General features: G+C 60.5%; 21 protein-coding genes, 1 tRNA gene and 1 pseudogene. 8 read left to right on the plus strand and 15 right to left on the minus strand.

The genetic code is table 11. From position 1 onward, the window contains the following. Positions 1-8 precede the first annotated feature (8 nt). The 3 genes from U1E20_RS03815 to U1E20_RS03825 all read right to left on the minus strand — a co-directional run bounded on the left by U1E20_RS03815 (position 9) and on the right by U1E20_RS03825 (position 1831). Positions 9-338, minus strand: coding sequence for a hypothetical protein (locus tag U1E20_RS03815; RefSeq protein ID WP_409979258.1), 330 nt, complete (start codon positions 336-338; stop codon positions 9-11). A gap of 162 nt (positions 339-500) precedes the next feature. After that, entirely contained in the window at positions 501-1226 is a 726-nt protein-coding gene (locus U1E20_RS03820; RefSeq protein ID WP_409979259.1) for a DUF2076 domain-containing protein, read from the minus strand. A 215-nt stretch (positions 1227-1441) separates the two neighbouring features. Continuing rightward, entirely contained in the window at positions 1442-1831 is a 390-nt protein-coding gene (locus tag U1E20_RS03825) for a hypothetical protein (protein WP_409979260.1), read from the minus strand. A gap of 238 nt (positions 1832-2069) precedes the next feature. Here U1E20_RS03825 and rplS point away from each other — a divergent pair, with 238 nt between their 5' ends. Both rplS and U1E20_RS03835 read left to right on the plus strand, forming a co-directional pair. Then, positions 2070-2456, plus strand: a complete 387-nt coding sequence (gene rplS / locus U1E20_RS03830) for a 50S ribosomal protein L19 (protein WP_409979261.1) — start codon at positions 2070-2072, stop codon at positions 2454-2456. Positions 2457-2648: 192 nt separating this feature from the next. Then, positions 2649-5471 carry a DUF2235 domain-containing protein gene (locus U1E20_RS03835; protein ID WP_409979262.1) on the plus strand — a complete coding sequence of 941 codons (2823 nt, stop codon included), beginning with the start codon at positions 2649-2651 and terminating at the stop codon, positions 5469-5471. Here the strand turns inward: U1E20_RS03835 and U1E20_RS03840 are convergent. Next, positions 5449-5862: a VOC family protein gene (locus U1E20_RS03840; RefSeq protein WP_409979263.1), complete on the minus strand. Its 414-nt coding sequence runs from the start codon at positions 5860-5862 to the stop codon at positions 5449-5451. The genes U1E20_RS03835 and U1E20_RS03840 overlap by 23 nt on opposite strands. Next, complete coding sequence (locus tag U1E20_RS03845; RefSeq protein ID WP_409979264.1) at positions 5862-6863, minus strand: small ribosomal subunit Rsm22 family protein; 1002 nt, start codon at positions 6861-6863, stop codon at positions 5862-5864. Before U1E20_RS03845 ends, U1E20_RS03840 begins: the two co-directional genes overlap by 1 nt. 124 nt (positions 6864-6987) lie before the next feature. On the opposite strand from U1E20_RS03845, the gene leuC reads away from it, so the two are divergent. Continuing rightward, complete coding sequence (gene leuC, locus U1E20_RS03850; protein WP_409979265.1) at positions 6988-8403, plus strand: 3-isopropylmalate dehydratase large subunit; 1416 nt, start codon at positions 6988-6990, stop codon at positions 8401-8403. Between the two features lie 25 nt (positions 8404-8428). On the opposite strand, the gene U1E20_RS03855 is transcribed toward leuC, so the two are convergent. Further along, entirely contained in the window at positions 8429-8701 is a 273-nt protein-coding gene (locus tag U1E20_RS03855; protein ID WP_409979266.1) for a hypothetical protein, read from the minus strand. 95 nt (positions 8702-8796) lie between these two features. On the opposite strand from U1E20_RS03855, the gene U1E20_RS03860 reads away from it, so the two are divergent. Continuing rightward, the gene (locus U1E20_RS03860) at positions 8797-9210 is read left to right on the plus strand and encodes a metallopeptidase family protein (protein WP_409979267.1); all 414 of its coding nucleotides are present in this window, start codon (positions 8797-8799) and stop codon (positions 9208-9210) included. Positions 9211-9308: 98 nt separating this feature from the next. On the opposite strand, the gene U1E20_RS03865 is transcribed toward U1E20_RS03860, so the two are convergent. The 5 genes from U1E20_RS03865 to U1E20_RS03885 form a co-directional block, all read right to left on the minus strand. Further along, positions 9309-11774: a TonB-dependent receptor gene (locus U1E20_RS03865; protein ID WP_409979268.1), complete on the minus strand. Its 2466-nt coding sequence runs from the start codon at positions 11772-11774 to the stop codon at positions 9309-9311. Between the two features lie 340 nt (positions 11775-12114). Further along, complete coding sequence (locus tag U1E20_RS03870; protein WP_409979269.1) at positions 12115-12450, minus strand: hypothetical protein; 336 nt, start codon at positions 12448-12450, stop codon at positions 12115-12117. A 68-nt stretch (positions 12451-12518) separates the two neighbouring features. Then, positions 12519-12845: a hypothetical protein gene (locus tag U1E20_RS03875; RefSeq protein WP_409979270.1), complete on the minus strand. Its 327-nt coding sequence runs from the start codon at positions 12843-12845 to the stop codon at positions 12519-12521. 295 nt (positions 12846-13140) lie between these two features. Beyond that, positions 13141-13557, minus strand: coding sequence for a hypothetical protein (locus tag U1E20_RS03880; RefSeq protein ID WP_409979271.1), 417 nt, complete (start codon positions 13555-13557; stop codon positions 13141-13143). A 247-nt stretch (positions 13558-13804) separates the two neighbouring features. Then, on the minus strand, positions 13805-14383 hold the full coding sequence (locus U1E20_RS03885) for a tetratricopeptide repeat protein (RefSeq protein WP_409979272.1): 579 nt from the start codon (positions 14381-14383) through the stop codon (positions 13805-13807). Between the two features lie 44 nt (positions 14384-14427). Between U1E20_RS03885 and U1E20_RS03890 the strand changes: the two genes are divergently transcribed. After that, positions 14428-14586, plus strand: coding sequence for a hypothetical protein (locus U1E20_RS03890; protein ID WP_409979273.1), 159 nt, complete (start codon positions 14428-14430; stop codon positions 14584-14586). Positions 14587-15096: 510 nt separating this feature from the next. Here the strand turns inward: U1E20_RS03890 and U1E20_RS03895 are convergent. The 3 genes from U1E20_RS03895 to U1E20_RS03905 all read right to left on the minus strand — a co-directional run bounded on the left by U1E20_RS03895 (position 15097) and on the right by U1E20_RS03905 (position 19091). Further along, positions 15097-17175: a hypothetical protein gene (locus U1E20_RS03895; protein ID WP_409979274.1), complete on the minus strand. Its 2079-nt coding sequence runs from the start codon at positions 17173-17175 to the stop codon at positions 15097-15099. A gap of 759 nt (positions 17176-17934) precedes the next feature. Beyond that, on the minus strand, positions 17935-18270 hold the full coding sequence (locus tag U1E20_RS03900; protein ID WP_409979275.1) for a hypothetical protein: 336 nt from the start codon (positions 18268-18270) through the stop codon (positions 17935-17937). A 170-nt stretch (positions 18271-18440) separates the two neighbouring features. Beyond that, the gene (locus tag U1E20_RS03905) at positions 18441-19091 is read right to left on the minus strand and encodes a TetR/AcrR family transcriptional regulator (RefSeq protein ID WP_409979276.1); all 651 of its coding nucleotides are present in this window, start codon (positions 19089-19091) and stop codon (positions 18441-18443) included. A 318-nt stretch (positions 19092-19409) separates the two neighbouring features. On the opposite strand from U1E20_RS03905, the gene U1E20_RS03910 reads away from it, so the two are divergent. From U1E20_RS03910 to U1E20_RS03920, 3 genes and pseudogenes are all read left to right on the plus strand, one after another. Continuing rightward, a complete protein-coding gene (locus U1E20_RS03910; RefSeq protein ID WP_409979277.1) occupies positions 19410-21095 on the plus strand; it encodes an efflux transporter outer membrane subunit in 1686 nt (561 codons plus the stop codon). A 46-nt stretch (positions 21096-21141) separates the two neighbouring features. After that, positions 21142-22284, plus strand: a complete 1143-nt coding sequence (locus U1E20_RS03915; RefSeq protein WP_409979634.1) for an efflux RND transporter periplasmic adaptor subunit — start codon at positions 21142-21144, stop codon at positions 22282-22284. Positions 22285-22299: 15 nt separating this feature from the next. Next, positions 22300-25425 (plus strand): annotated as a pseudogene (locus tag U1E20_RS03920) (efflux RND transporter permease subunit). 326 nt (positions 25426-25751) lie between these two features. Here U1E20_RS03920 and U1E20_RS03925 read toward each other — a convergent pair. Then, positions 25752-25827, minus strand: a tRNA-Asn gene (locus tag U1E20_RS03925). Between the last annotated feature and the right edge of the window lie 36 nt (positions 25828-25863).

Consider the following 25863-nt stretch of genomic DNA (forward strand, 5'->3'; position numbering starts at 1 on the left):
CTGGCCGATCAAAGCGCGTTGCGGCAGACGCTGTTCATCCGTCCGCTCTCGCCTTCTCCAGTCCCGACGGCCACGCCGCGACAGTCCGCCGTCGAATGCGATTGGGCGACAGCCTTTGACTCAGCCCAGTCGATAGGGAGGATGAAGGGTGCGACCGGCGACTGGCCGGCGATAACGCGCACGGGCTGCGGTTCCGGCGTCTTGGCGAGCAGCGCCTTGGCGGCGGCGAAGCCGACATTGGCGGCGAGAATCGCGAAGGCGATCTTCATCGCGAGAGCGATACGCACCGGTCGCGACGCAAAACCAAATTTGGCGAAGCCGTTCGTCGTGCGGTTCATCAGATTTCCCCCGTCCGTCGAGACGGTCCGGCGTGTTGGCCTTCCCGCTCGGTCAGCGATGAGCGGACCCTAAAACGCCCGCGCGGGGGTCGCGGTGCGCTGGCGCACAGGGCGCCAAATGCAAGAACTCCCGGCGTTTTGAGCGCCGGGAGCCCTGTTTCGTCAGACGTCGAAGCCGCCGTCGCCGCCGCTGTCGAAGCCGCCGCCATCGTCATAGCCGGGATCGTAATCGGCGTTCTGCGCGCCCATGGGGTCGTCATAGCCGGGGTCGTAGCCGGCGTCGGTCGCTCCCGACTGGTCGCCGTAGTAGTTGTTGATGATCGTGTCGCCGCCGGTCGGCGTGAAACCGGAGCCGATCCCGAGATTCGCTATGCCGCCATAGCCGGCGCCATGGGTGAACAGGCTGCGAATGCCGTCGGCGAGCAGCACGCCGCCTGCCACGCCCGCGGCGGTGCCGAGCGCGCCCCTCAGAAAACCGCCGCCGTCAGAGACGGGCGGCTGCTGCTGTCCCCAGCCTTGCGGGGCGTAACCGCCGGCGACGGGATTCATGCCCGGCTGCTGGCCCCAGGGACCAGACGGACGGGTCTGCTGCGGGGTTGGGCGCTGTGGCGCCGGACGGGATCCTCCGAACAGGCCGCCGAGGAAGCCGCCGGCGGGCTTCGATTCGAGCTCCTGCACGCGCGCCTCGAGTTCTTCGATCCGCGCATTGGCGCCCTGCAGCGCCTGTTCTTGCACGATCACGGTCTGCGCCAGGAGATAGGGCGCGGCCGGCTGAGTCTTGACCTGTTCGTTGATGAAGGTTTCCGCCTCCTGGTCGCGCGGCGTCGAGGCGGCGCTCTTCGTGCGCTCGAACAGACCAGCGATAAGTTGGCGTTCTTCCGGTGACATAGGTTTCTCCATCGTCGCCGCCCTTTTCGGCGCGGCGCCAAACATATGGCCCCGCCACAAAACGCCGCCAAGAGCCAAGCGCAAGCGGGGCCGATTAAACTTTCGACATCTCCCGGCAAGGATTAGGGCGCGCCCGACCGCCCTTCGCCTTCCGCCGCGCCCACATCGTCGGGCGGGAACTGCGGAAGCGTCAAGGGCTTCCGCTTCCAGGCGCGCTATGACGCGAACCGCGCCGTGGTTTCAGGACTGGAGACCCGGGCGGAACTCGACCAGAAGCGCGCGCCGGCGCTGACGATCTGCTGCGCATCGGCGAATAGCCGGCGCGTATCCTCAGTCGTTAATTCAAAGCGCTTGCTTGTCCAATCCTGCAAGGCGGTCGCGGTGTCGGTAAGCGAGCGCGACGCCGTCAGCTTCGAGGCAAGCTCGGCGGTCAGTGCCGCTTCCTGCTGCATGCGCTCCAACCAGACGCGATTGGCGTCCTGGAGGCGATCCCAAATCTCGTCCCGCGCCTCGGTGAAATCTTCCAGTCGCCGCCGGCCATCCGCCGCTTGCGCCGCAGCGCTTGGCTGCGGGGCTTCGTTACGCCGCTCTTCCTGCTGGGTCATGCGCGTCTCTCCGTCTTCGCTTGAAACGCCAGCGCCCCCGGGGCGACTATATAAGATAATCATCTGGAAAGTCTGTGACGTTTGTCTTGTTCGGCGCTCGGCGGAGCCCATTCGTCGGACGGCGCCGGCTGGCTCGACAAAGGGCGGCCTTTCCGCTATGGAGCGGGCCTCAACTAGAACAGCGTCCCGAAACGCTCGTCGGCCAAAAGGTCAAGACGAAACGGCAGGAGTTTTTGTGATGAACATCATCGAGCAGCTCGAGGCGGAACACGCCGCCAAGCTCATCGAAGGCAAGAAAATCCCGGAATTTCGGCCGGGCGACACAGTCGTGGTGAACGTCAAGGTCAAGGAAGGCGAGCGCACCCGCGTTCAGGCCTATGAGGGCGTGGTCATCGCCCGCCAGGGTTCGGGGCTCAATGAGAGCTTCACCGTCCGCAAGATTTCCTATGGCGAGGGCGTCGAGCGCGTGTTCCCCGTTCACGGACCGCTGATCGACTCGGTCAAGCTCGTGCGCCGCGGCAAGGTGCGCCGCGCCAAGCTCTATTATCTGCGCGACCGCCGGGGCAAATCCGCCCGCATCGCCGAGCGCGTCGAGACGAAGCCGAAGGCCAGCGATAAGGCGTAACCACGTATCGACACAAGGAACCGGCGACGCTGTGCGAAAGTCAGCGTCGCTTTTTTTATGGCCGCCGAAGTCTTCGCCGCGCGCTTGCGAGTCGAGCCTATTCCTGTATCTTAGCGCGGCAGAAGCGCCGGTTTTTGGCGCCTGACGCGCGGTTTAGCGCGAGATTAAATATTGTTTATTGGAGAAATTGCTATGGTGACGTCATTGACTCCGAAGAAAATCGTTCTGTGTTCCGACGGAACAGGCAATAGTTCAGCCAAATCCGAGAAAACCAATGTCTGGCGTCTTTATCAGGCCCTCGATCTTTCCGGGCCGGATCAAGTCGGCGCCTATGACGATGGGGTCGGGACCTCCAAATTCAAATATTGGGCGATCATCGAGGGCGCATTCGGCATCGGGCTGAAGCGCAATGTGCTGGACCTCTATAAATTCGCCTGTCGAAATTATCCCAACCCCAACGGCGTCGCGCGAAATCCGGACGCGCCCCAGCCGGATATTTACGGGTTCGGCTTCAGCCGAGGCGCTTTCACGATTCGGCTCCTCGTCGACTTCATCGTCACGGAGGGGTTGGTCTGCTACCGCTCTGAGGAAGAGCTGGAGCGCAACGCCCGCGCCGCCTATCGGAATTATCGCCGGACGGCGTTTCCGGCCAAGTTACGTCTGCTCACATGGGTCGGACGCTTCATTCGCGATCTGTTTTTCTGGATCAAGGACTCGGCGCTTGGTTTCCAGCCCTATTCTGTGGTCAAGGCGCAAACGAAAGAGGCTGGCCGCGCAAATATTCGCATCAAATTCCTCGGACTATGGGACACCGTCGAGGCTTACGGCCTGCCGGTGGCGGAACTCAAGGACGGCGTCAACAAATTCCTCTGGCCGCTTGTGTTCGGCAGCTTCGAGCTCTCTCCCAACGTCGATCGGGCGTGTCACGCGCTCGCGCTCGACGATGAAAGACAGACTTTTCACCCGCTGCTTTGGGAGGAAGTATCGGAGGATCCAAAAAGGAGGGAGGAGCTGAACCAGCCGCCGGTTCGCCCCGGACGGATTACGCAGGTCTGGTTCTCCGGCGTGCATTCCAATGTCGGGGGCGGTTATCCCGAGGATCAGCTTTCCTATGTATCGCTCGAATGGATTTTGAGCGAAGCAGAGAAGCATGGCCTCGTTCTCGATCAGGGCGTCATTCGCCAATATGCGGACGCCAAATCGCCGTTTGCGCGACTCTATGATTCACGGCAGGGGCTTGGCGCCTATTACCGCTATGGTCCGCGCCAGATCAGGTTGCAGAAAGACAGTCAGGGCAATGATATCCTGCCCATCATACACGGCAGCGTGATTACGCGGATGGTGCGGGGGACTGACGATTATACGTCGGTGCCCCTGCCTGGAAAGTTCTGGGTGCTCGCGCCAGACGGCGAACTTTTGCCGGGAGATTATGACGAGGATATGCCGGCGCTTGACGCCACCAAATGCTCGCCCGCCAGCGTTCCCAGCCTCGTGGCCGAACCGGAAAAGACCGCCGCGGAAAAGGCGACGCTGATCGCAACCATCAAGCAGTTGCCGCGAAGCGCCGACAGACAAAAATCAGTCGAACTCGTCCTCGACACGATCTTCTGGCGTCGCGTCCTCTATGTGTTGACGCTTGCGCTGACATTTTATCTTGCGGCCTTTCGATGGATCGGTGGGACGTTCACAAAAGGGGTCGACTACGCTCTGAAAGGAATTCCATACGTCAACGACCTTTGGGAATATTTGAATCACGCTGAGGACGCAGCGGCCCGTGGCGTCATACGGCAAGGAGCCGATGTCGCCGGCGGACTGATTCCGAGCGGGTTCAATCCCTGGGTTGAGCGGCTCAACGAGCATCATGTCGAAGCGTTCCTTGTCTTGGCGTCGATCGTCATCTGTCTTCGCTTGAGTTCCGCGCTGCAATTGCGCATCCACGACCTTGCCCGCGCGGGGTGGAACGAAGAATTTCGAAAGGCGTATGCTGGTTCGAGAACGGACGCGAAACGCGCCGTCATAGTGCGTGCGGCGATTTGGATTTTCGTGCCGCTTCTTGTTGGCTTCCTGGCCGTTTGGGGGGGCGCACCGACGTGGATCGGGAACGCACTGTTTGGCGCAAGCGGCATAGCCTTCGTCTTCGCGCTGTTCTTCGTGCCGCGCATATTGGAAGACGCCCAAAAAAATGTCCTGGACTTCGAAGCAACGCCCGCTCAGCGCGCTGCGCGCGTTTTGAGGACATACCCGCTATTTCGTGACGGCTATCCGGTGTTGACTAAGAGCATTGTTCCGGCGCTCTTCGCGCTTGCGCTCGTCGCTGGCGGCGCAATGCTCTTCAACCGAACCGCCTATGTTGCCCTCAGCGGCACCAATCTCTTTTGTACGGCATCTGTAGACGCCAAGCTTGTTGAAGGAGTGCCGCAGACATCCGATTTCAGCGTCGACCAAATGTGCTGGCCCACGAAACTGAAGCTCGAACAGGGAAAAACTTATCGCATTACGCTTACATCAAACGGAGATTGGTTCGATCAAGAGTCTCGTACCGACGTGATCGGTTTTCCCGATTCGCGTTCACTGACCTATAAATTGTCTGCGCCTTTCAAGCGCTGGCCAGACTTAAACTGGTTCACGCCCATTATCCGCGTGGGCGATTGGGGCGGCGAGGAGTATCCCCTATTGGCGGGCACGCAAGTGCCCAACAGCTACAGTAAATGCGTCAACGATGTCGAATATGAAAAGCCCGCATTCTATTTTGACGCTCGACTCTCAGACGCTTCTGCGAAGCGGCTGCAAGCCTGTTCCCCGACGCCTCAGTCGGCTCTTTCCATTTCGCAGGAAATTAAGCCCCAGCAGACCGGCGAACTTTTCGTTTATGTGAATGACGCCGCGCCGATGCTGCCCATTGTCGCGAAACTTTTTACCGCGAACAACCGCGGGACCGCGACAATCAAGGTGGAGCCGTTGGATCAGAACGTCGCGAGTTCGACTCCGCCCGCTAGCTCTCTAACGGCGCGTTGAGGATCCAGCGATGTCCAAAGGGGTCGCGCAGCGAAGCGTAGCGCGTCCCCCAGAAGGAATTGGTCGGCGCCGTCTCGATCTTGCCGCCAAGCTTGGTGGCGCGGGAACAGACGTCGTCGACCTCCTGCGCCTTGTCATATTCGAGGCTGACGGAGACGGTGGCGTGTTCGCCCAGCATTGGCACGCGGGTCTGGCCGAATTCCGGAAAAACGTCGGCGAGCATCACCGAGCCGCCGTTGATCAGCAATTCGCAATGGGCGATGCGCAGCCCGTCGACGGACGGCATCAGGGCGCGCTGCTTGGCGTCGAACGCGCCGGTATAAAAGGCGATCGCTGCCGCGGCGGGGCTGACGGTCAAATAGGGCGCGACCCTCGGACGTGGCTGTTTCATCAAATTTCCTCCGCCGGGGCGCGCAGCGGATCGCCCCAATCCTTTCTTCGAATCTTTTCGTAGCGCGGCTTGTCGCGCTTGGGAATGAATGTCTCGCGGAATGCTTTATCAGCGCAGAGCGTTAAAGAAACTCCCGTTTTATTGGCGCGCCGCGGACCGATGATGCGCGCCGAAGGGGGAGAGGCCGCTCGAAACCGTCCAACGGCGAGATAGGCGAATTTTTCGTCCTCGAAGGGGGCGTCGGCGCCCTTGACCTGCCGGTGGGCGCGCCGCCGGGCCAGCCGGACCGAGAAATGGCACCAGTCGGGCGCCGGCAAGGGGCAGGGCGCCTGATGCGGACAGGGCGCGATGATATGCGCGCCGAGCGCCAGAAGCCGGCTCCGCACCCCCATCAGCCGGGCATGGTCGCGCGGCGTCCCCGGCTCGACGATGACCAGCGCGCCGCCGGTTTGCGCCCAAAGCCGATCGGCGACGGCTGGCAGTTCGGATTCGGCGATCTCGGTGAGCGCATAGCCGGCGACGACGAGGTCAAAGGGGGCGGCGTCGGTCGCTCGCGGCGCGGCGAGATCGGCGAGAATCGTCTCGATCGCGGCGGCCGGTCCGCCGTCCCGCATCAGCCCGGCGGCGAGGCGCAGGAACAGCGCGCTGCGGTCGAGGAGCGCGATCTCGGCGATCCCCGGCCACGCCGTCGCCGCGGCGCAGGCGGCCGCGCCAAGGCCGCAGCCGGCGTCGAGCATCCTCTGGGGCGCGAATTCGGGGCATTCCTCCTTGAGCCGCCCGAGCGCGGTGACGATCGCGGCATAGGTCGCCGGCATGCGCGTCGCCGCATAGGCCAAAGCGTCGGACTCGTCGCGGATCGTCTCGAGCGTCGGCTGGCGCGCCCGATAGCCGTCAGACAGCCGTCGCGCCCTTTCGCGCAGCATCGCCTGCGGGCGGCCCGAGAGTCGCGCCTCGACGGCCGCCGCAAGCTGCGCAGGCAGTTCCGGAGAAGGGAGGCTCACCACGGCCTCGGAAAGGGGCGGTCTTCCATGGCGCTTGCGTAACGGGTAGAAGACCCTCAATTCAATAGCAATGCGTCTCGTCTCCCGCTTGAGGGGAGGTAGGGACGTAAGGAAGCGACAGTCTATGGCATCGAAGGCCGCGCCCCGCACGCTCTATGACAAAATCTGGGACGACCATGTCGTCGACCGCCAGGATGACGGCGCCTGCCTGCTCTATATCGATCGCCATCTCATTCATGAGGTGACGAGCCCGCAGGCGTTCGAGGGCCTGCGCATGGCGGGCCGCTCGGTGCGCGCGCCGGAACGCACGCTCGCCGTCGTCGACCATAATGTGCCCACGACCGATCGCTCGCTGCCGATCGAAGACCCGGAGAGCAAGGCGCAGGTCGATCAGCTCGCGATCAACGCCAAGGAATTCGGCGTCGAATATTTCAACGAGCACGACAAGCGTCAGGGCGTGGTGCATATTATCGGGCCGGAGCAGGGCTTCACGCTGCCCGGCATGACCATCGTCTGCGGCGACAGCCACACGTCCACGCATGGCGCCTTTGGCGCGCTGGCGCATGGCATCGGCACGTCGGAAGTCGAACATGTGCTGGCGACCCAGACGCTGATCCAGAAGAAAGCCGCCAATATGCTGGTGCAGGTCGACGGCAAGCTCGCCGACGGCGCCACGGCGAAGGACATCATCCTCGCGATCATCGGCGAGATCGGCACGGCGGGCGGCACCGGACATGTGATCGAATATGCCGGCGAGGCGATCCGCGACCTGTCGATGGAAGGCCGCATGACCGTCTGCAACATGTCGATCGAAGGCGGCGCCCGCGCCGGCCTCGTTGCGCCCGACGAGAAGACCTTCGCTTATCTCAAGGACCGTCCGAAGGGCCCGCAGGGCGACACCTTCGACATGGCGCGCGCCTATTGGGAGACGCTCTACTCGGATGAGGGCGCGCATTTCGACAAGATCATCCGCCTCGACGCGAGCAGACTGCCGCCGATCGTGACCTGGGGCACCTCGCCGGAAGACGTGGCGACAGTGGACGGTTTCGTGCCGAAGCCGGAGAGCGCAAAGACGCCGCAAAAGCGCGCGGCGATCGAACGCGCGCTGGAATACATGGGCCTCAAGGGCGGCGAGCGGATGACTGACATCGAGATTGATCGCGTCTTCATCGGCTCCTGCACCAATGGCCGCATCGAGGATCTGCGCGCCGCGGCGAAGATGGTGGAAGGAAAAAAGGTCGCCGAGCGCGTCAATGCGATGGTAGTGCCCGGTTCCGGTCTTGTGAAGGCGCAGGCCGAAGCCGAAGGCCTCGACAGAATTTTCACCGCCGCCGGCTTCGAATGGCGGGAGCCCGGCTGCTCAATGTGCCTGGCGATGAACCCCGACCGTTTGGCGCCGGGCGAGCGCTGCGCCTCGACTTCGAACCGCAATTTCGAAGGGCGTCAGGGCTTCAAGGGCCGCACGCATCTGGTGTCGCCGGCGATGGCGGCGGCGGCGGCGATCGCCGGCCGTTTCGTCGACGTGCGCAACTGGCGATAGGCTGGCGGCCCTGGCGCAAACGAAATCAGTCGCCGTCCGGGCCGGGTCCTTCTTCGTCCCAATCCGGGTTGCGGCGCCACTCGTCCTCGCTCCACGGACGCGGGTCGCGCCAGGAAGGACCGCCGCGACCCCACCAGTCGCCCTGTCGCTCCAGAGACTGACCCTGCTCGCGGTCGTCCGCGGTCTGCATGACGCCATCGGCGCCAAGCGCGGCGCGCGCGGCGGCGGGCGCGGAAATGGCGGAGCTCACGAAGCCGGCGACGCCAAGCGCGAGCGCTGCGATCAACAATCTGCTCATGACGATCTCCTCTCACAATCATCCTTGCTTGAACATTGGATCGCGCCGAATGTTCCGGCGAAGCCGCCCGGCTTCGCGCGCGTTGTGATGTGACGATGACTCGACAGGAATGGAGCCGTTTAAAACCGCCGACGCTGGCCGATATCGAAGCGCTCGCCGACGCGGCCTATGCCGCTTTGCCGAGCCGCTTCACGCGGCTCTGCCAAGGCCTCGTCATCCGCGTCGAGGATTTTCCCGACGACGAAACGCTCGACGACATGCAATGCGAGAGCGAGTTCGATCTTCTGGGTCTTTTTCGCGGGCGCGGCCTGACGCAGGGCGCGCATCTTTCCGAGACCGGCGAACAGCCGAACATGATCTGGCTCTATCGAAGGCCGATCCTCGACTATTGGGCCGACGGCGAAGATACGCTCGAAGCGATCGTCACCCATGTGCTCGTGCATGAGATCGGCCATCATTTCGGTCTGACCGACGACGATATGGAAGAGATCGAACGGCGCGCCGGATGAGGATCAGCGCGCAGGTTTGGCGAGCTCTTCTTCCGCCCGGTCGACGCCGCTCGCAAGCGCCGCTACAGCGAGTGGTAGCGCACTCGCCAACCCGTTAATCAAAACTTCGCATTCAAGGTCACGAAAGCGGAGCGCGGCGCGCCGGGCATGATGTTATTGTTGTTGGTCGCCGCCGCATAATAGCGTGCGCCGAGAAGGTTCTCGACATTGAGCTGGGCGGAGGTCGTATCGGTGATCTTCCAAAACACCGCCCCATCTACCCGGGCGTAGCCGGGCACCAAGACCGCATTGTCGATCGCGGGGTAGAATTTTGCATTGTAGATCACGCCCGCGCCTAATCCGAGAGCGCCCGGTCGAGCCTCGAAGAGCGACGACACGTCATATTTGTTCCAAAACGAAAATGTGTCGCGAGGGACGTTCGGCGTCACTTTTCCCGGATAGACGAGGAACGGGTCCGCGGAATCGGGAAAGGCGTTCGCGCTTAATACGCGGCCGGACTGGAGACCATAGCCGAGCGAGGCCTGCCACTGATCGGTGACATATCCGACGAGCGAAATTTCTCCGCCCCTTGTCCTTGTATTGGCGGCGACGGCGTTGAAGGCGTTGACCGTAATCGGCTGATTGGTTCGGTTGAGCTGATAGATCGCCGCAGTGAACAGAAGCAGCGGGGTGATCTGATATTTCATGCCGACTTCGAAATTCTGGAAGCCCTGGGGCGCAAGCGCCGCAAGCGAGGGCGTCAGAACGACGAACTGGTCGCTGGAAGCAGGCAGGAAGGAGCGCGAATAAGCGCCATAGAACGACAAGTCATCGTTCGGCTTGACGACAAGACCGAGCCGCGGTGACCATTTGTTGGTGACGTTTCGAATGGTCTGATTGATCGTATCGACGATTTCGCCTTCCGCCTGTTCGGCGGCCTGGCCGGCGGGGTCCGCGCCAGGGGGCAGCGGAAGATCGGCGCCGCGGAAGTTCAGGTCAAAACGATCGAACCGAACGCCCGCGAGCACATCGATATGTTTGGTGATCGCGATCTGGTCCTGAACATAGCCCGACGCCAGCATGAGATTTGTGTAACGGCGCTCGCGCCCGTCGCCGTAGATCATTGGATAGTAAATCGTCGGCGCCAGGAAGGGCGCGTCGACCGCAACCGCGCCGCCATCACAATTGATGACGAAATTGTTTTCCGGCGCGCCGAAGCAGGAGAGATTGCGCTCGCTCGCGGATCTCTGATTTCCGACTTCGGCGCCGACCAGCAACGTGTGCTTGATCTCGGGAGTCATCTGCCAGCGGTAGATGAGGTCCGTCTGGTTGAAGACGTTCCGACGCGGCGTGTTGTGGAGATAACCCTCTATCTCCATCTGCCCGCCCGGCGGGCCTTCGAATAAAAGGACATTCTCGCCGGGGAAGGTGTTGGCGTAACGCTTTTGATAAGTCGCGTAGACGGTGTGATTGCGGATTTCGAGTCCGAAATCGGTCTTGTGGTCGAAATACAGGTCGACCCAATTGACGTCCGCCTTCGAATAATTGTTCTTCTTCGCTTCGGGATTTGCGTCGCCGAAAAACCTGTAACTCGGCGCGAAGGACGGATATCCGGGATAGGAACTCGCCAGACCATTGGGGAATCCCTCGAGATAGGACCCGAGGCCGACCGAGGGAATGCCGCGGTCATTGGTGCGCCAGTCGCGGAAATGCTCGTAGCTAAACGTAATGAACGTGTTCTGCTGCGGCTTCCAAGTGATTGTTGGATTTACGCCATAGCGCTCGAGCTGAAAGAAATTGCGGAAGCCGTATGAATTTTCATAGAGCGCATTCAGGCGGACCGCGAGCGTGTCGGAAACCGCCTGCCCGAAATCAATGGTTACGCGCTTGCGGCCGAAACTGCCGAAACTCGTCTGGATGTCACGGATCGTCTCGCCATCCGCCTTCTTGGTCACCCGGTTGACGATGCCGCCGCCGCCGCCGCGGCCGAAGATCAGGGCGCTTGGTCCCTTGAGCACCTCGACCGCCTTGATGTTGTATAGATCGCGGTAATATTCCGCGTCGTCGCGCACGCCGTCCCTGAAAAAGTCGGCCGACGTGCTCTGGCCGCGGATGGTGATCGCGTCCTTGTTGCCTTCGCCTCCGGTGACCGTCACGCCCGGCACGTAAGTGAGCGCCTGCTGAATGCTCAAGGAGCCACGATCCTCCAGCTGTTGCTTGGTGAGGATCGTAACGGACTGCGGGATATCAAGGATGGGCGTGTTGGTCTTCGTCGCCGTCGACGTGCCATGCGCCACATAGCCCACGACGCCGCTCGGCCCGCCGCCCAGCGTCTGTCCGGCGGGCACAAAGGGCGCGGGCTCGGGCGATGGCGCAGGCGGCGCGGATGAGGGCGCGGCATTGACCGCGTGCGTTGCGCGCGGCGTTGAGGCATGTGAGACGGTCTTTTTCTTTCCGCCAACATCGATCCTGGGGAGCGCCTGCTGTGCATAGGCCAAAGGATCGGTGGAGAGAAAAGCGGCGATCAGAAAAACGCTGGCTCGGACGCGGTTCCATTTCGTTTTGTGCGAGATCGACCCGGTCACGAAAGGCCTCAGGGCAAGGAAATGAGTCGGCCGCCACCGGAGTTCGACCAAATTTTTGATTGAGTATTACCGTGAAAACCCTTCGTCAACAGCTTGAACAGCACATTGGAATATTTTTCAATTACATTGAAGCTGTTGAGAAATAAGCCGCAAAATCTTTTTCTTGCGTATTTTTACGCTTGACTGTTGCGCAAATGATACGCTGAGGAGCTCTCACAAGGACGCGGGCAAAACCAAATCCGCCAGGTTTTGCAAGGGCGAACAGGCGGGGCCAGCGCCTTCCGGCCCGTCAGTAACGACAGGTCGATCAAGCCAATCAACAGGAATTCATGTCAGACGATCAGTTCTGTCGATCATCATTTTTTCCGCCTTCGTTCTCGCATTCGAACGCTTCTTTCTCAAACGGAATGTTGCGGTAGGCGGCGTCGTGATCGCGGCAGCGCGATAGGTTTGTAAGATAATCGCGCAGATAGATGAAATAGAAGCGCGCGACGCCGTGCCGGTCGATCTGCTCCTGATGAATCAGTTCATGCCGAAAGAGCGTCTTTGAAACTTCCGACTCGTCGCCCTTGAAGAGGATCGTGCGGCCGACCACCATGCCGCGGTAGTTCCGCGCGAGGGGCAGCTTGAAAATCCAGTGGCGATAGCGCACGCGAGGAGAGGGGCGGGACGACATTTGGCGAGAGCGCATTGGAGGCCGTCGAATTTCGGGCGGTAGGATAAGCGTGCTAACCGCCGATCGTTTCAATCGCCGTGCCCGGCGCCATAACCGCCGTTCCAGCCGCCATAGACGCCGCCCCAGCCGCCCCGGTTCTCGAATTCGCCATGGTCGCCTCGCTCCCGATAACCGTGGTCGCCGCCATAACCGCCCCAGCCGCCGCCGCGACAGCGCCGCTGCGGTCCCCATGGCGTATCCACGATCCAGCAGCGCTGATTGCCGCCGCTCGCAAGCTCGATGCGCGCGTCGGACGCGAGCGATCGCACGACCGGCGCGGCGAACGCCGGCGCCGCGGTCGCGAAGCAGCAAGCGAGCGCGAAGGAGAGAAACAGAGGCCGGGCAGGGTGACGCATATCAATCAGCTCCGAAATCGTCGCATTGCGCGAGGGTAAGAAATGAGCGCTGAACTCGGCAAGAATGAGAAGCCGAGCTTCTTCGCGTCATTGCGCGGGGTTTAGAGAATATCCGCCGTCAAGGAGCGGACAGTGGGGCGCTGACGCGCGCGTAACGCCCGTCAGTCTCGCAGGCCGCCGTCGGCGTCGCGAGTCCTCAAGAAGAAGCGCAAGCGCGTCGTTTGCGTAGGTTACGCCCCGACCCCGCGGAACGTCGGGGCGTTTTGATGGGGCGCCGGGCTAAGCCGTGGCGTTTCTACCAACCCCAGGCGCCGTAGCCCCAGCCGGGATAGCCGCAGACATTCACCCAGGTCCGCCCCCATCCGGTCCAGACCGGGCGATAACAGCCGTAGCCATAGCCGCCGTAGAACGCCGGGCGGTAAAAATAGCGACGGTAACCCCATCCGCCATATCCCCATCCCGGGCGCCGCCAGCCATAGCCGCCCCAGCGACCCCAGCCGCCGCCCCAACCGCCGAAACGACCGCCGCCCCAACCGCCAAAGTGGCCGCCGCCCCAACCGCCAAAGTGGCCGCCGCCCCAGCCGCCGAAATGGCCGCCGCCAAAGCCGCCGAAATGGCCGCCGCCGAAGCCGCCATGTCCCCAAGCGAGAGCTTCTCCGGGGATGATGAGCGTCGCGGCCAGTGCGGAAATAAGAGCAATTCTTCGAAGCATCGCCATGCTCCCTTATCCAAGAACGCCCCTCGTCGCCACGAAGTGTAGCGGAGCTTCTGCGGCAAAGTGTTTCGCAACTATTTCCGAGGCGCCGCGCACGCGCGCCGCCCTCGTCGTTCATCGAAAAAATAGCTACGCGGCTCCAACCGGCGCATCGCGGCGCGCGACGACCGTGAACAGAGGCGGTCGAGACGCCATCATTTTTGGCGAATGCCGAGTGACGGTCGCATGCGGAAAACCGAGCTTCTCAAGCGAGCGCGATTCTGCCGCGAATCGCCAAGAGATCGGGATGCAGCGGGTCCAAGGCGATTGCCGGTTTGCTCGCCCGCAAAGCTTCTTCATTCTGGCCCAGGGACAAAAGGCTCATCGCAAGCCGGTTGGCGACATTTGGCAGATCAGGACGAATTTCAAGCGCGCGTCCCAGCAAACGCACTCTTTCAATGTTGTCGCCTTTCTCCGTCTCGCTGGCCAACAAAACCTGCATCAAGGTCAACGCATCTCGATCAGGCGGCTGATTGAAAATCGGCTCATAATCGAGTCCGGCGCAATTGTTGAACATAATACGTTCTGTTGCGGCAAAAATATCTTGGTCAAAAAACCGATGGCTTGGGCAGTGACGAGGAAAAAAGGCATATCCAGCGGTTCGTGTCGCGGCAATTTTCGGTAGTTGCTCTTCAAGCTGGGCCTCTGACATCGGCGTGGCAATCGCCGCTGCGATTCTCTGAACGGATTCTAGCGGATGGGCGGAAAGATCTTTATATTTTAGCAGGAAAGCGTTCTGCTGCGGTTCTTGGATCCATTTTTGAAAAAATGGATATAATACCAAGCGTTTACCGCTAAGAAGTGAGGCATGTATCGCGCGAAATTTTCATGTTTGAAGACAAGAGTATAGTTATCGAAATTTGCGATCGATTGTTCCAGAGGATTTCGGTACTGCACAAGCGCCAAATCGCTGTTTATTTTCCTTGGCAGCGTCAAATCCAAGTCGTGGTTTTTCTGATAGAAGAAGCGCGTATGCTCGCCGATTAGCGATGCGTGTTTTTTGCATGGAACAGTCTTGCAGCATTCATTTGTGAGATAAAACTCGCAATATTCGTATTTGTCGTGGTACGCAGCTCTCAAAAGCCTTTCGAGAAAATGGTGCCCCGATCGGGGCATTGAAATCCCAACAATCACGGACATGGCACAACTCTCTTTCTCGAATGTGAATCGGCCGTATCCGGTCCCGATTTTTAACATTGACATGACGCTGTCAACACTCCAGACAGGGATTGAATCGGGATCCGACCTATGGTCCTGTTCGAACGCAACTTCTCACGGCTTGGCGGCGTTTGACGTGACCACATTGTCGCGGACACCGCCGCCGGCGCGTGGAGTTGTGGATGGCCGACCTTGGCCCGTCTTCCGACCAGGGAAATCGTGATTTTGAAAGCCGGGCGCCGGACTGCAATGGCGACTAATACTATTCATTGCGCGCAGTCGGTCGATCGGTCCGGCATTCTCATGCCGATGCGCGACCGCACGGACGCCAATTATCCTTTATGGGCGAAGCCGGCGAGTGAGGAAACGGAAAAGGTCCTGCAGCCCCTGCCAGAATCGAAAACGCCGCGCTGGCGGGGGCTCTTCGGCCTTGGACGCTTCTTCATGAATTCCGCGCATGGCAACCTCCCCATTCGCCGAGAATGGCGCATGGCGTCCAACCGGCGCGTTGCGGTGCGCGACGACCGTGAACAGAGGCGGACGAGAAGCCATCATTTTTGGCGAATGCCGAGTGATGGTCGCGTGCGGAAAACCGAGCTTCTCAAGCATGAATGAAATTGCTTCAGGCGACAGCGACCACCAGTGGACGAGGCCGTTCGGTAACGGGCTCGGCGCAAAGAGCATGTTGACCCCATTGTTTGCGCCTCCTGCAGCAGGCAATTCGCGCAAGCTGGGTCCGCTGACCACATCGGTGACAATAATGGTGTTGTCGGTTAAGGCGGCGAGCCTCTGCAACGCCAGGAACGGGTTCGACAAGTGAAGGAGGATCGCGCCAAAAACGGTCACATCGAAGCGACCAATATCGCCTGGAGGTTCATAAATATCCGCATAGACCACGCTGGCGTTGAAACCGAGCGCGCGTTTCGTGAACCACCAGCTATTGCGCATTGCAGCTGCGGACTTTGTTCCAGCAAATCTCTGTTCCGTCAGGTCGAGACCTCGGAACGGCACCAACTCGGGGCCACGCCCGATCGGCAAATCTAGCACGACGAGGTTGGCGCCGCTCGACGCGAGATAAGCCGACAGAAAGCCGCTGGCCGGCCGCGCTTCGAGAACGCGTTTCCTGGCAAAATCAAAGTTGCCGAAATAGGCCTGTTCATGGCCACGCAAATCCCACGCGCCGGCGAGGACGCGTCCGCTTCCAAAATCGATCGTATGGTTAAATAAGCAATCTTTTTGTTCGACCGCGGCGTGGTAATTGGCGAGCGCTTGTTGAAATGACGGATTCAACTGGCCAAGATATCTGTGCTTTCGGTGCGATTCAGTCTTAAAGTAGCTGTCGATCTCTTCGGTCGTCGCCGACTTGCGCCATTTGGGGGTCTGAAGCTCTCTCACCCGCTGCAATAGCTCGGCGTATGGCACGGTTCCGCCTCCTGCAGACTCTGCAGCGCTCAGGAACTCTTCCGCGCAGCCATAATCGCCCATCGCGAATGCGGTGCTCCCGCGAATAGCCAAGAGATCGGGATGTAGCGGGTCCAAGGCAATTGCCTGCTCGCTCGCTCGTAAAGCCTGTTCGCTCTCGCCAAGGGACAAAAGGGTGGATGCAAGCAGGTTGGCGACGTTTGGCAGATCAGGACGGATTTCAAGCGCGTGTCTGAGCAAACGGGCTCTTTCAACGCCGTTGTCTTTCTCCATTTCGCTGGCCAACAAAACCTGCATCAAGATCAACGTGTCTTGATCAGGCGCCTGTTCGAAAATCGGATCATAATCGAGTCCGTCGCAATTGCTGAATATTATATGTTCCGTTGCGGCAAAAATATCTTGGTCGAAAAACCGATGGCTTGCGTAGTTGCGACGAACGAAGGCGTGTCCGGCGTTGCGTGTTGTGGATATTTTCGGCAGTTGCTCTTCAAGCTTGGCCTCCGATATCGGCGTGGAAATAGCCGCCGCTATTTTCTGAATCGATTCTACCGGGTGGGCGGCAAGATATTCATATTGGAGCAGGAATACATTCTCCTGCGTTTCCTGGATCCATTTTCGAAAAAAACGGATATAATACCACGCGTTTACTGCCATGAAGTGGGGCAAATATCGCGCAAAATTTTCATGTTTGAAGACAAGAGTGTAGTTATCGAAATTTGCGATCGATTGTTCCAGAGGATTTCGGTATTGCACCAGCGCCAAATCGCTGCTTATTTTCCTTGGCAGCGTCAAATCCAAGTCGTGGTTTTTCTGATAGAAGACACGCGTGTGGTCGCCCATTAGCGACGCGTTTTTTATGCATGGTACAGTTTTGCAGCATTCTTGTGCGACATAAAAATCGCAATATTCGTATTTCCCGTGGTAGGCGGCTTCTAAAAGCCTTTCAAGAAAATGGTGCCCGCATCGTGGCATTGAAATTCCAACAATCACAGACATTGCAACACTCTCTTGCGTGACGATGATTTTGCCTTAATCAGTCCTGACTTTTAACATGGAAATGACGGTGCCAACAATCCGAACAGGGGATTGAATCGGGATCCGCGCGATAGCTCCTGTTCGGACGCGACTTCCCAGGGCCTGGTGCTTTCGACATTACGACATTGTCGCCGAGAACGCCGTCGGAGCGCGGATTTGTGGACAGCCGACCTCGCACCACCATCCGACCAGGGAAATCGTGATTTTGAACGCCGGGCGCCGGACTGCAATGGCGACCAAGCTCGCTGCAATTCAAGCTGAACTCGATCGCCCCTGTTGATATGGCGGCCGACCGCCATTTTGAGGCGAACATCATGCCCCAACAAATCGACGCAGCTCGCGACCTAACGCCGCGAAGCGTCGTGAAGGAACGAAGGTACAAGGGAGAGCAACCTAGCCATTGTTTTAAGGCGCAGCCAGCCGCAGTGTTATCTATCCTGTATGTGCGAGGAGGGACTGCTCGTGAAGGTCGGCCGCGGGCGGTATCGGGCCGCCATTCCGAAGGCTGCTTGAATCGTCGCATTGTGGCCAGCTTCGGATGCCCTGCTTTGCCGACGCCGACCACGAGAAGCAGGCCTCAGACGAGCATCGGCGTTCCGTCATTCAACGCAACCCGCCGGAACAATTAGGGAGGAGTGGACCTCGCCGAGATCGCCGGCGAGCGGATGCGCGAAGCGCAAGCACGGCGGCGCGTGAGAGACGTGAGAACCTCTCACTTTCTCACGCTTTCGCCGAACGTGATGGCACAAGCTGACAGGGGATCGAACTGACCCGCCCGACGGGCTCGCCCTCGCGATGAATTTGTCCGCTGGCGGGGACAGGCCTCTCTGCGGAAGAAGCCTCGTGTACGTCCTCGCTTGACCAAACCTCGATCAGGTCCGCTCCGTCGTAAAGTTCGACCCGGTGCATGTCGGTGGAATTTTTATAGCGCGCCACAACGCCGCTGAAATTGCTGCGGGCCCGGCTGGCGTCGCGATCTCGTAGCGTTCCGAGTTGCTTCGCGCCCTTCCAGATGACGATGTTGAAACGTGGTTCACTCGATCGATTGGCATTCATTGTTGCGGCCCCGAATTCGAATCGCCCATGCTCATGCTTGCATAATTCGCGCAGCTTGCATTCACTCGGGCGTATTCAAAAATCGCCTGCGAAGGCGGGGGCCACAGGTTCGTAATCGTGTCGGGTGCGGAGGCGCGCGATCCTTGCGCGCTATCGCCATCTGGCGAGCTTCAACCGAGGGAAGCGTTCGAGGCGCCGTAAGCCTTTAGGAAAACCGCGATCCCCGACTGCATCATCTTTTCATATTCCGCTTCGCTGCGCAGTTCGAGGCCAAGCGCGACGCGCATCGGAAGATCCGCGACGGCGAGATTAAGCAATTGTTCGGCGGCCAGTTGCGCGTCGTCGAACAGGAGCAGGCCTCTATTCTTCGCCTCGTCGAGATAGCCGGCGACAAAGTCGAGCACCGTCTTCTTTCCGGTGGTGAAATAGAGGCGGCACAGTTCGGGAAAGCGCCAGCGTTCGCTGGAGACGGTTTGGAAAAAGGCCGCGGACTCCTTTGTTAGAAAGTGCGAGACGAAGTGCCGGCATAGCATTTCGAGCGCGGGCGTCAGCCCGACGTCGAGATCGGGAGCGGGGATGTCGCGACATTTCTCGTCGCACTCTTTTTGAACGAGATGACTGAACAGCGCCTCCTTGCTCGGGAAATAAGCGTAGAGCGTCGCCTTCGAAACGCCGGCCGCGCGCGCGATGGCGTCCATGCTCGTTTCCGAAAATCCATGCTTCAGGAACTCTAGGCGCGCCGCGGAGAGGACTTGCGTCTCCTTGCGGCCTTGGACAGGCTCTTCCGCCACTCCCGAAGCTGGCTGTGCGCTCGTCGTCATATGATTTCGGTCTTCCCGTCGTTGTTCGTCGCCGCCGACTCCGTTTTCCGCCTCGTCCGCTCCGACCCGGAATTATTCCAAAATGGACGATACCGGCTCTCGCCGAGAGGAGCACCCCAAAATCAGGTTATCTTGGCGTGAATTCAGATCGATTGGCGGTTCGCCTTTCCCGTCAGCAAACTGAACTATACGGTTCAGTTTAGCATTGACTCGGGCTGAGCGCATCAACATAATGACCCGACAGAACTGAACCGTTCAGTTTTTCAGACAGGGTTGTTAATGCCGCCGTTTACGCCTCAGGGTCGTCCTGACGCCGCTATGGTCGAGATCAATGCGCGAGGCGAAACGTCTCAGCCGCCCGGTCGCGGCGGATGGCGTTTCCTGCGTCTTGGCATTTCGGCGGCGGCCGCGATTGCGAGCGCCTTATCGTTGCCAGGTTGCGCGGTTGGTCCGGATTTTGTCGGGCCTCCGACGCCGGAGAACGCGGGCTATACATCGGGCAAGTTCTCGCCGGTCACGCAATCCGCCGCCGCCGCAGGCGGCGCGTCGCAACGGCTCGTCTCGGGGCGAGACGTGCCCGGCGAATGGTGGCGGCTGTTCCGCTCAAAGCAAATTTCGGCGCTCGTGGCCGAGGCGGTAGAAAATCACCCAAACATCGAGGCCGCGGAAGCTGCCCTTCGCCAGGCGCGCGAGACCACGGAATCCGATGTCGCCTCCTTCTTGCCGTCGGCCACTCTGTCACAGAGCGTGTCGCGCACGCAAATGACGACGGCGCAATTCGGCGGCTTGGGGCAAAGCTCCTCGTCGAGCGGATCAAGCTCCTCGTCGAGTGGATCAAGCTCCTCGTCGAGCGGACCGGTCGCGCTCATCTATACGCTCCACAATTCGAATGCCGCCGTGTCCTTTACGCCCGACGTCTTCGGCAAAACAGCGCGCACCGTCGAGGGCGATTTCGCCGCCTCGGAATATCAGCGATACCAGCTCGAGGCGACCTATCTCGCGCTCACCGCCAATGTCGTGACCGCCGCGATCACCGATTCATCTTATGCGTGGCAGATTAAAGTCACGCGCGAACTCATCGCCGCCTATCAGAAGCAGCTCGACATATTGCAGAAGCGCTTCGAGCTCGGCGCCGTGAGCGCGGCCGACGTGGTATCGGAGAAGGCGCTGGTCGCCCAAGCGCAAGCGACGCTCCCGCCGCTCGAAAAAGCCCGGGCGCAGACGCGCAATCAGCTCATGGCCTATCTCGGCCGCTTTCCCAATGACGATAAGGGAGAGGCGATCGACATAGAGCATTTGCATCTGCCGCGCGATCTGCCGCTCAGCCTGCCGTCCAATCTGGTGCGTCAGCGTCCCGACGTTCTTTCGGCCGAGGCGCAATTGCATCAGGCGAGCGCCAATGTGGGCGTGGCCACCGCCAATATGCTGCCGCAACTCACGCTGACCGCCAATGGCGGAAGTCAGGCAGCCAATTTCGCGCAATTGTTCTGGCCTCAAACCTCAGTCTACAGTCTGGCGGCGCAGCTCTCCGGCCAGGCGTTCGACGCTGGCCGATTATTCCATCAGCGCGAGGCGAAGCTCGCCGCGCTCCAACAGGCGGAAGCGCAATATCGCGCGACGGTGATTAACGCCTTCCAGAATGTCGCCAACGCGTTGCAGGCGATCAAGCATGACGCGGAGACCTTGCGTTCGCAGGTGGCGGCGGAAAAGGCCGCCGCCGAGAGCTTGAACATTTCGCAAGCTCAGTATGACGCCGGCTCGACGACCTATCCGACGGTGCTTAACGCCGCGCAGACCCTGCTTAACGCCCGTCTCAATCGCGTCCAGGCGCAGGCGGCGCGCTTTTCCGATACGGCGGCGCTCATGCAGGCGCTCGGCGGCGGCTGGTGGAATCGCATCGACGAGACGCCGGCGTCGCTGCCCAAACCCACCGACCTCATTTCGACCATGCCGATCGCGGCGGCTATACGCGCGGAGCATGAGGAACGCACCAATGCCCGTTAAGACGCTTTCGCCGGTTAAGACGCTTTTGCAAGACCGTCTTGGATCGATGTTCAAGCCCATGATGATCATGCTGGGGAGCGTCGCCGTCGTATTCGGCGGCCTTTACGGCTTCGTCAGCTTCCGCTCGATGATGATCGGGCAGTTTCTCGCCTCCATGGCCAATCCGCCGCAGACCGTTTCGGTGACCACGGCGGCCTATGAGCCATGGCTCCCGAAACTTTCCGCCGTCGGCACGTTCCGCGCCGTGAACGGCGCAGACCTCTCACTCGAATCCTCGGGCATCGTCGAGAAGATTCACTTCCAATCGGGGGAAGACGTCGAAGCCGGGAAGATTCTCGTCGAGCTGCGCAAGGATACGGACAATGCCAGGCTCGAATCATTGAAAGCCACGGCGGAGCTCAACGCCATCAACCTGCGCCGCGATCAGGCGCAACTTAAAATCCATGCCGCGAGCCAAGCCGCGGTGGATACCGACGTCGCCAATCTGAGAAGCGCCAACGCCCAGGTCGTGCAGCAGGAGGCGGTGATCGCGCAGAAGACCTTGTTTGCGCCCTTCGCCGGAAGGCTCGGCATCCGCCAGGTCGATATTGGCCAATATATTGGCGCGGGAACGGGGATCGTGACTTTGCAGGCGCTCGATCCGATCTTTCTCGACTTTGTCCTTCCCCAGCAGGCCTTGAATGGCGTCACGGTCGGCCAGGCGATTACCGCGACGGTGGACGCCTTTCCCGGCCAGAGCTTTAAGGGCAAGATCGACGCCATCAGTTCTAAGGTGGATCTCGCGAGCCGCAATGTGCAGATACGCGCGAGCCTCGCCAACGCCGATCGCAAGCTGCGGCCCGGCATGTTCGCTTCGGTCGAGATCGCGACCGGCAAGCCCCAACGCCTCATCACGCTGCCGCAAACCGCGATCGTCTACGCGCCTTTCGGCAATTCGGTGTTCCTCGCGCAAAAAGGCGAGGAGAGCGCCGACAAGAAAGCGCCGCAAGGCGCCGGACTCGTCGCGCATCAGGCCTTCGTTCGCCTCGGCGAGACGCGCGGCGATCAAGTGTCGGTGCTCGAAGGCGTCGCAGAAGGCGCCACCGTCGTGACGGCGGGACAGGTCAAGCTGCGAAACGGCGCGCCACTCGCCATTTCGCAAAGTCCGCAACCGCCCGTCGACGCCGATCCCAAACCCGTGGATCAGTGAACGGAGACTTCGCCGATGCGCTTCACCGACATTTTCGTGCGTCGCCCGGTGCTCGCCACCGTGGTGAGCCTGCTGATCCTGGTGCTTGGCCTGAGATCGCTGACGACCCTTCCCGTGCTGCAATATCCGCGCACGCAAAACGCCGTCGTCACGGTGATGACGTCCTATTTCGGCGCCGATCCAACGACCGTCGCCGGTTTCGTCACGACCCCCCTGGAAAACGCCATCGCGCAGGCGAACGGCATCGACTATCTCACTTCGACGAGCCAGATCGGCGTAAGCACGATCACCGCTAATCTGCGGCTCAATTACGATTCCGGCAAGGCGCTGACCGAGATCAGCACCAAGGTCGATTCCGTGCTCAACCAATTGCCGCAGGCCGTGCAGCGTCCCGTCATCACCGTCAAGATCGGCCAGACGACCGACGCCATGTATATCGGCTTCAACAGCGACATGCTGACGCCGAGTCAGGTGACGGATTATCTTATTCGCGTCGTGCAGCCACGCCTGCAATCCGTACCGGGCGTGCAGACGGCGGAACTCATCGGCGGCAAGACATTCGCGCTTCGAGCCTGGCTCGATCCGGTCAAGCTCGCCGCCTATGGCCTCACGGCGACCGAAGTCGCCGCCTCTCTCCAGGGCAATGACTATATCGCCGGCCTCGGCTCGACCAAAGGCCAATGGGTGCAGGTCAATCTCTCGGCGGCGACTTCGCTTCACTCGCTCGAAGAGTTTCGCGATCTCGTCGTCAAGCAGGTGAACGGCGCCAATGTGAAGCTGAGAGACGTCGCCAATGTCACGCTCGGCGCCGACGACTATGAATCCTCGGTGTCGTTCAACGGCAAGCAGGCGGTCTATATTGGCATTCTGGTGGCCCCGAGCGCGAATCTGCTCGACGTCGTCAAAGGCGTCAAAGACGCCTATCCCGACATTGTCAAAGCGCTGCCCGAGGGGCTGAACAGCGAGATCGTCTACGACACGACGAATTTTGTGAACAGCTCCATCGACGAGGTCATTCACACGCTGATCGAAGCGGTCCTCATCGTCACCGCGGTCGTCTTCGCCTTTCTGGGATCGTGGCGATCGGTGCTGATCCCAATCGTGGCGATCCCCCTCTCGCTGATCGGCTCCCTGACTTTTCTTTTTGCGCTCGGCTTTTCGATCAATCTGCTGACGCTGCTGGCGCTCGTGCTGGCGATCGGCCTCGTGGTCGACGACGCGATCATCGTCGTCGAAAACGTCAACCGGCATCTTGGCGAAGGCCTGACGCCTTTCGACGCGGCGCTGCTGGCGGCGCGCGAACTCGCCGGACCGATCGTCGCGATGACGATCGTGCTGATCGCCGTCTATGTGCCGATCGGCTTCCAGGGCGGCCTCACCGGCGCCCTCTTCGTCGAATTCGCTTTTACGCTAGCGTCCGCGGTCACCGTGTCGGGGATCGTCGCGCTCACCCTCTCCCCGGTGAGTTGCGCCCTGGCGCTCAAGCCGCCGGACCCGAACAATAAGACGCTCGAATCCCGCATTGTCAGCATTATCGACGCCAGGATGGACGCCGTCAGGGATCGCTATCACGGCCTGTTGGACTCCTCGCTCAATTTTGTCCCAGTCACACTCGTCTTCGGCGGTTTGGTGCTGGCGAGCATCTATTGGCTCTATTCCAACGCCAAGAGCGAACTCGCGCCGAACGAAGACCAGGGCATTATTCTGGCGCAAGCGACGCCGGCGCCGAACGCCACTCTCCAGCAAAAGCTGTACTACGCCGATCAGGCCTATAAGATCATCGCCAAGCATCCCGAGACGGATAGCGTGTTTCAGATCAATTCGCCGTCGTCGAACCTGGCGGGTATGGTGCTCAAGCCTGCGGACGAGCGCAAGGTCGGGGCCGAGGCGTTACAGCGTACGCTCCAGCAGGAGCTGAGCGCCGTCCCCGGCGTGCGCTTCGTCGCCTTCCAGCCGCCGCCGCTTCCCGGTTCGATGGGCCTGCCCATTCAATTCGTCTTTCAGAGCACCGACCCGTTCGACAAGATGGACGCCATCTCCCGCGAATTCTTGGCTAAAGCTTTGGCGACCGGAAAGTTCATGTTCCTCGACACCGATCTCAAGATCGACTAGCCGCAGCTGTCGCTTGTCATCGACCGCGAAAAGACGGCGCAGGTCGGCCTCAGAATGATCGATGTCGGCGGCGCGCTCACCACCGCATTGAGTGGCGGCTATACGCAATATTTCGGGTTGGCCGGTCGTTCGTACAAGGTCATTCCGCAGGTCGAGCAGAGGTTTCGCCTGAATCCCGATCAGATTCTTAATTACTACATCAAGACTGCCGACGGCTCCTCGGTGCCGCTTTCTACCGTGGCAAAACTCGAGACCATGATCGTTCCCGAATCGCTCAATCACTTCCAGCAGATCAATTCCGTGACGATTTCGGGCGTGGCCGCGCCAGGCGTCATCGCCGGCGAGGCGCTCGACACGTTGAAAGCAGTCGCGCGCATGGTGTTGCCGCCGACCTATACGATCGACTATGCCGGCCCGTCACGCCAATTCGTCCAGGAGTCGAGCGGCTTCGTGGCCACCTTCGGCTTCGCGCTAATCATCATCTTCCTGGCGCTCGCCGCACAGTTCGAGAGCTTTCGCGATCCGCTGATCATTCTCGTCTCCGTGCCCATGTCGATCGCCGGCGCGCTGATGTTCATCATGCTCGGCTTCGGCGACGCGAGCATCAACATCTATACGCAGGTGGGTCTGGTGACGCTGATGGGCCTTATCAGCAAGCATGGCATCTTGATCGTCGAATTCGCCAATGAGCTGCAGCATGCCGGCAAGTCGAAGCGCGAGGCGATTCTGGAGGCGACCTCGATTCGGTTGCGCCCAATTTTGATGACGACCGCCGCCATGGTGCTCGGGGTGCTGCCGCTCATCGCGGCGAGCGGGGCCGGCGCGGCGTCGCGCTACAATATGGGGCTTGTCATCGCCTCGGGCCTCTCGATCGGCACGCTTTTTACGCTGTTCGTTCTGCCGGCCGTCTATCTCGTGCTCGCCGCCGACCATCATGCGGCGGCGCCGGCGGGCGCCGCATTGTCACCTAGCGCGCCTAATGCGAATCCTGGCGTCGATCGTGTTCAGGACGCCGTTCGCTTTCACTAAATGCTCCACTTCGCTCGGCAGGTTCGTCCCGCCCCGTTTGCGCCGACGCGATTACCGGATTCGGGATTGGCCGCACGCGGTCTCGGACATGGCTGAGCCCTGAGCGTTTGCGTCGATTCGGGATCGAAGCGCGCAAGAAGATAAGGGCGCGCGAAGCAGGAATTCGACGAAGCCGCATCCAGGCGCTGGTCCAGCGCGTTGAAGTGGGAACGGACGAATTAGGATTAGGGGGTTCAAGGCCAAGGCTCCTCCAGACGCTCGCGGCGTCTGGAAGAGGCTACGGAGTGGAAACGGCGACGCCGGGCGTTGGCAGTTTCGTTCCGAAATGGCTCCCCGAGTAGGACTCGAACCTACGACCTAGCGATTAACAGTCGCGTGCTCTACCAGCTGAGCTATCGGGGAATGCGGTCCCGCCTATACAGGCCGATGGGCGATTTG

It is taken from the genome of Methylocystis sp. (genome assembly GCF_046349115.1).
Classification (GTDB): domain Bacteria; phylum Pseudomonadota; class Alphaproteobacteria; order Rhizobiales; family Beijerinckiaceae; genus Methylocystis.

Coding starts and splice junctions, on each gene's coding strand:
- U1E20_RS03825 (WP_409979260.1), bottom strand. CDS start 1,831: ATGACCCAGCAGGAAGAGCGGCGTAACGAAGCCCCGCAGCCAAGCGCT.
- U1E20_RS03820 (WP_409979259.1), bottom strand. CDS start 1,226: ATGTCACCGGAAGAACGCCAACTTATCGCTGGTCTGTTCGAGCGCACG.
- U1E20_RS03880 (WP_409979271.1), bottom strand. CDS start 13,557: ATGCTTCGAAGAATTGCTCTTATTTCCGCACTGGCCGCGACGCTCATC.
- U1E20_RS03835 (WP_409979262.1), top strand. CDS start 2,649: ATGGTGACGTCATTGACTCCGAAGAAAATCGTTCTGTGTTCCGACGGA.
- U1E20_RS03815 (WP_409979258.1), bottom strand. CDS start 338: ATGAACCGCACGACGAACGGCTTCGCCAAATTTGGTTTTGCGTCGCGA.
- rplS (WP_409979261.1), top strand. CDS start 2,070: ATGAACATCATCGAGCAGCTCGAGGCGGAACACGCCGCCAAGCTCATC.
- U1E20_RS03875 (WP_409979270.1), bottom strand. CDS start 12,845: ATGCGTCACCCTGCCCGGCCTCTGTTTCTCTCCTTCGCGCTCGCTTGC.
- U1E20_RS03860 (WP_409979267.1), top strand. CDS start 8,797: ATGACTCGACAGGAATGGAGCCGTTTAAAACCGCCGACGCTGGCCGAT.
- U1E20_RS03900 (WP_409979275.1), bottom strand. CDS start 18,270: ATGAATGCCAATCGATCGAGTGAACCACGTTTCAACATCGTCATCTGG.
- U1E20_RS03890 (WP_409979273.1), top strand. CDS start 14,428: ATGTTTGAAGACAAGAGTATAGTTATCGAAATTTGCGATCGATTGTTC.
- U1E20_RS03910 (WP_409979277.1), top strand. CDS start 19,410: ATGGTCGAGATCAATGCGCGAGGCGAAACGTCTCAGCCGCCCGGTCGC.
- U1E20_RS03895 (WP_409979274.1), bottom strand. CDS start 17,175: ATGTCTGTGATTGTTGGAATTTCAATGCCACGATGCGGGCACCATTTT.
- U1E20_RS03840 (WP_409979263.1), bottom strand. CDS start 5,862: ATGAAACAGCCACGTCCGAGGGTCGCGCCCTATTTGACCGTCAGCCCC.
- U1E20_RS03905 (WP_409979276.1), bottom strand. CDS start 19,091: ATGACGACGAGCGCACAGCCAGCTTCGGGAGTGGCGGAAGAGCCTGTC.
- U1E20_RS03855 (WP_409979266.1), bottom strand. CDS start 8,701: ATGAGCAGATTGTTGATCGCAGCGCTCGCGCTTGGCGTCGCCGGCTTC.
- U1E20_RS03915 (WP_409979634.1), top strand. CDS start 21,142: ATGTTCAAGCCCATGATGATCATGCTGGGGAGCGTCGCCGTCGTATTC.
- U1E20_RS03870 (WP_409979269.1), bottom strand. CDS start 12,450: ATGTCGTCCCGCCCCTCTCCTCGCGTGCGCTATCGCCACTGGATTTTC.
- leuC (WP_409979265.1), top strand. CDS start 6,988: ATGGCATCGAAGGCCGCGCCCCGCACGCTCTATGACAAAATCTGGGAC.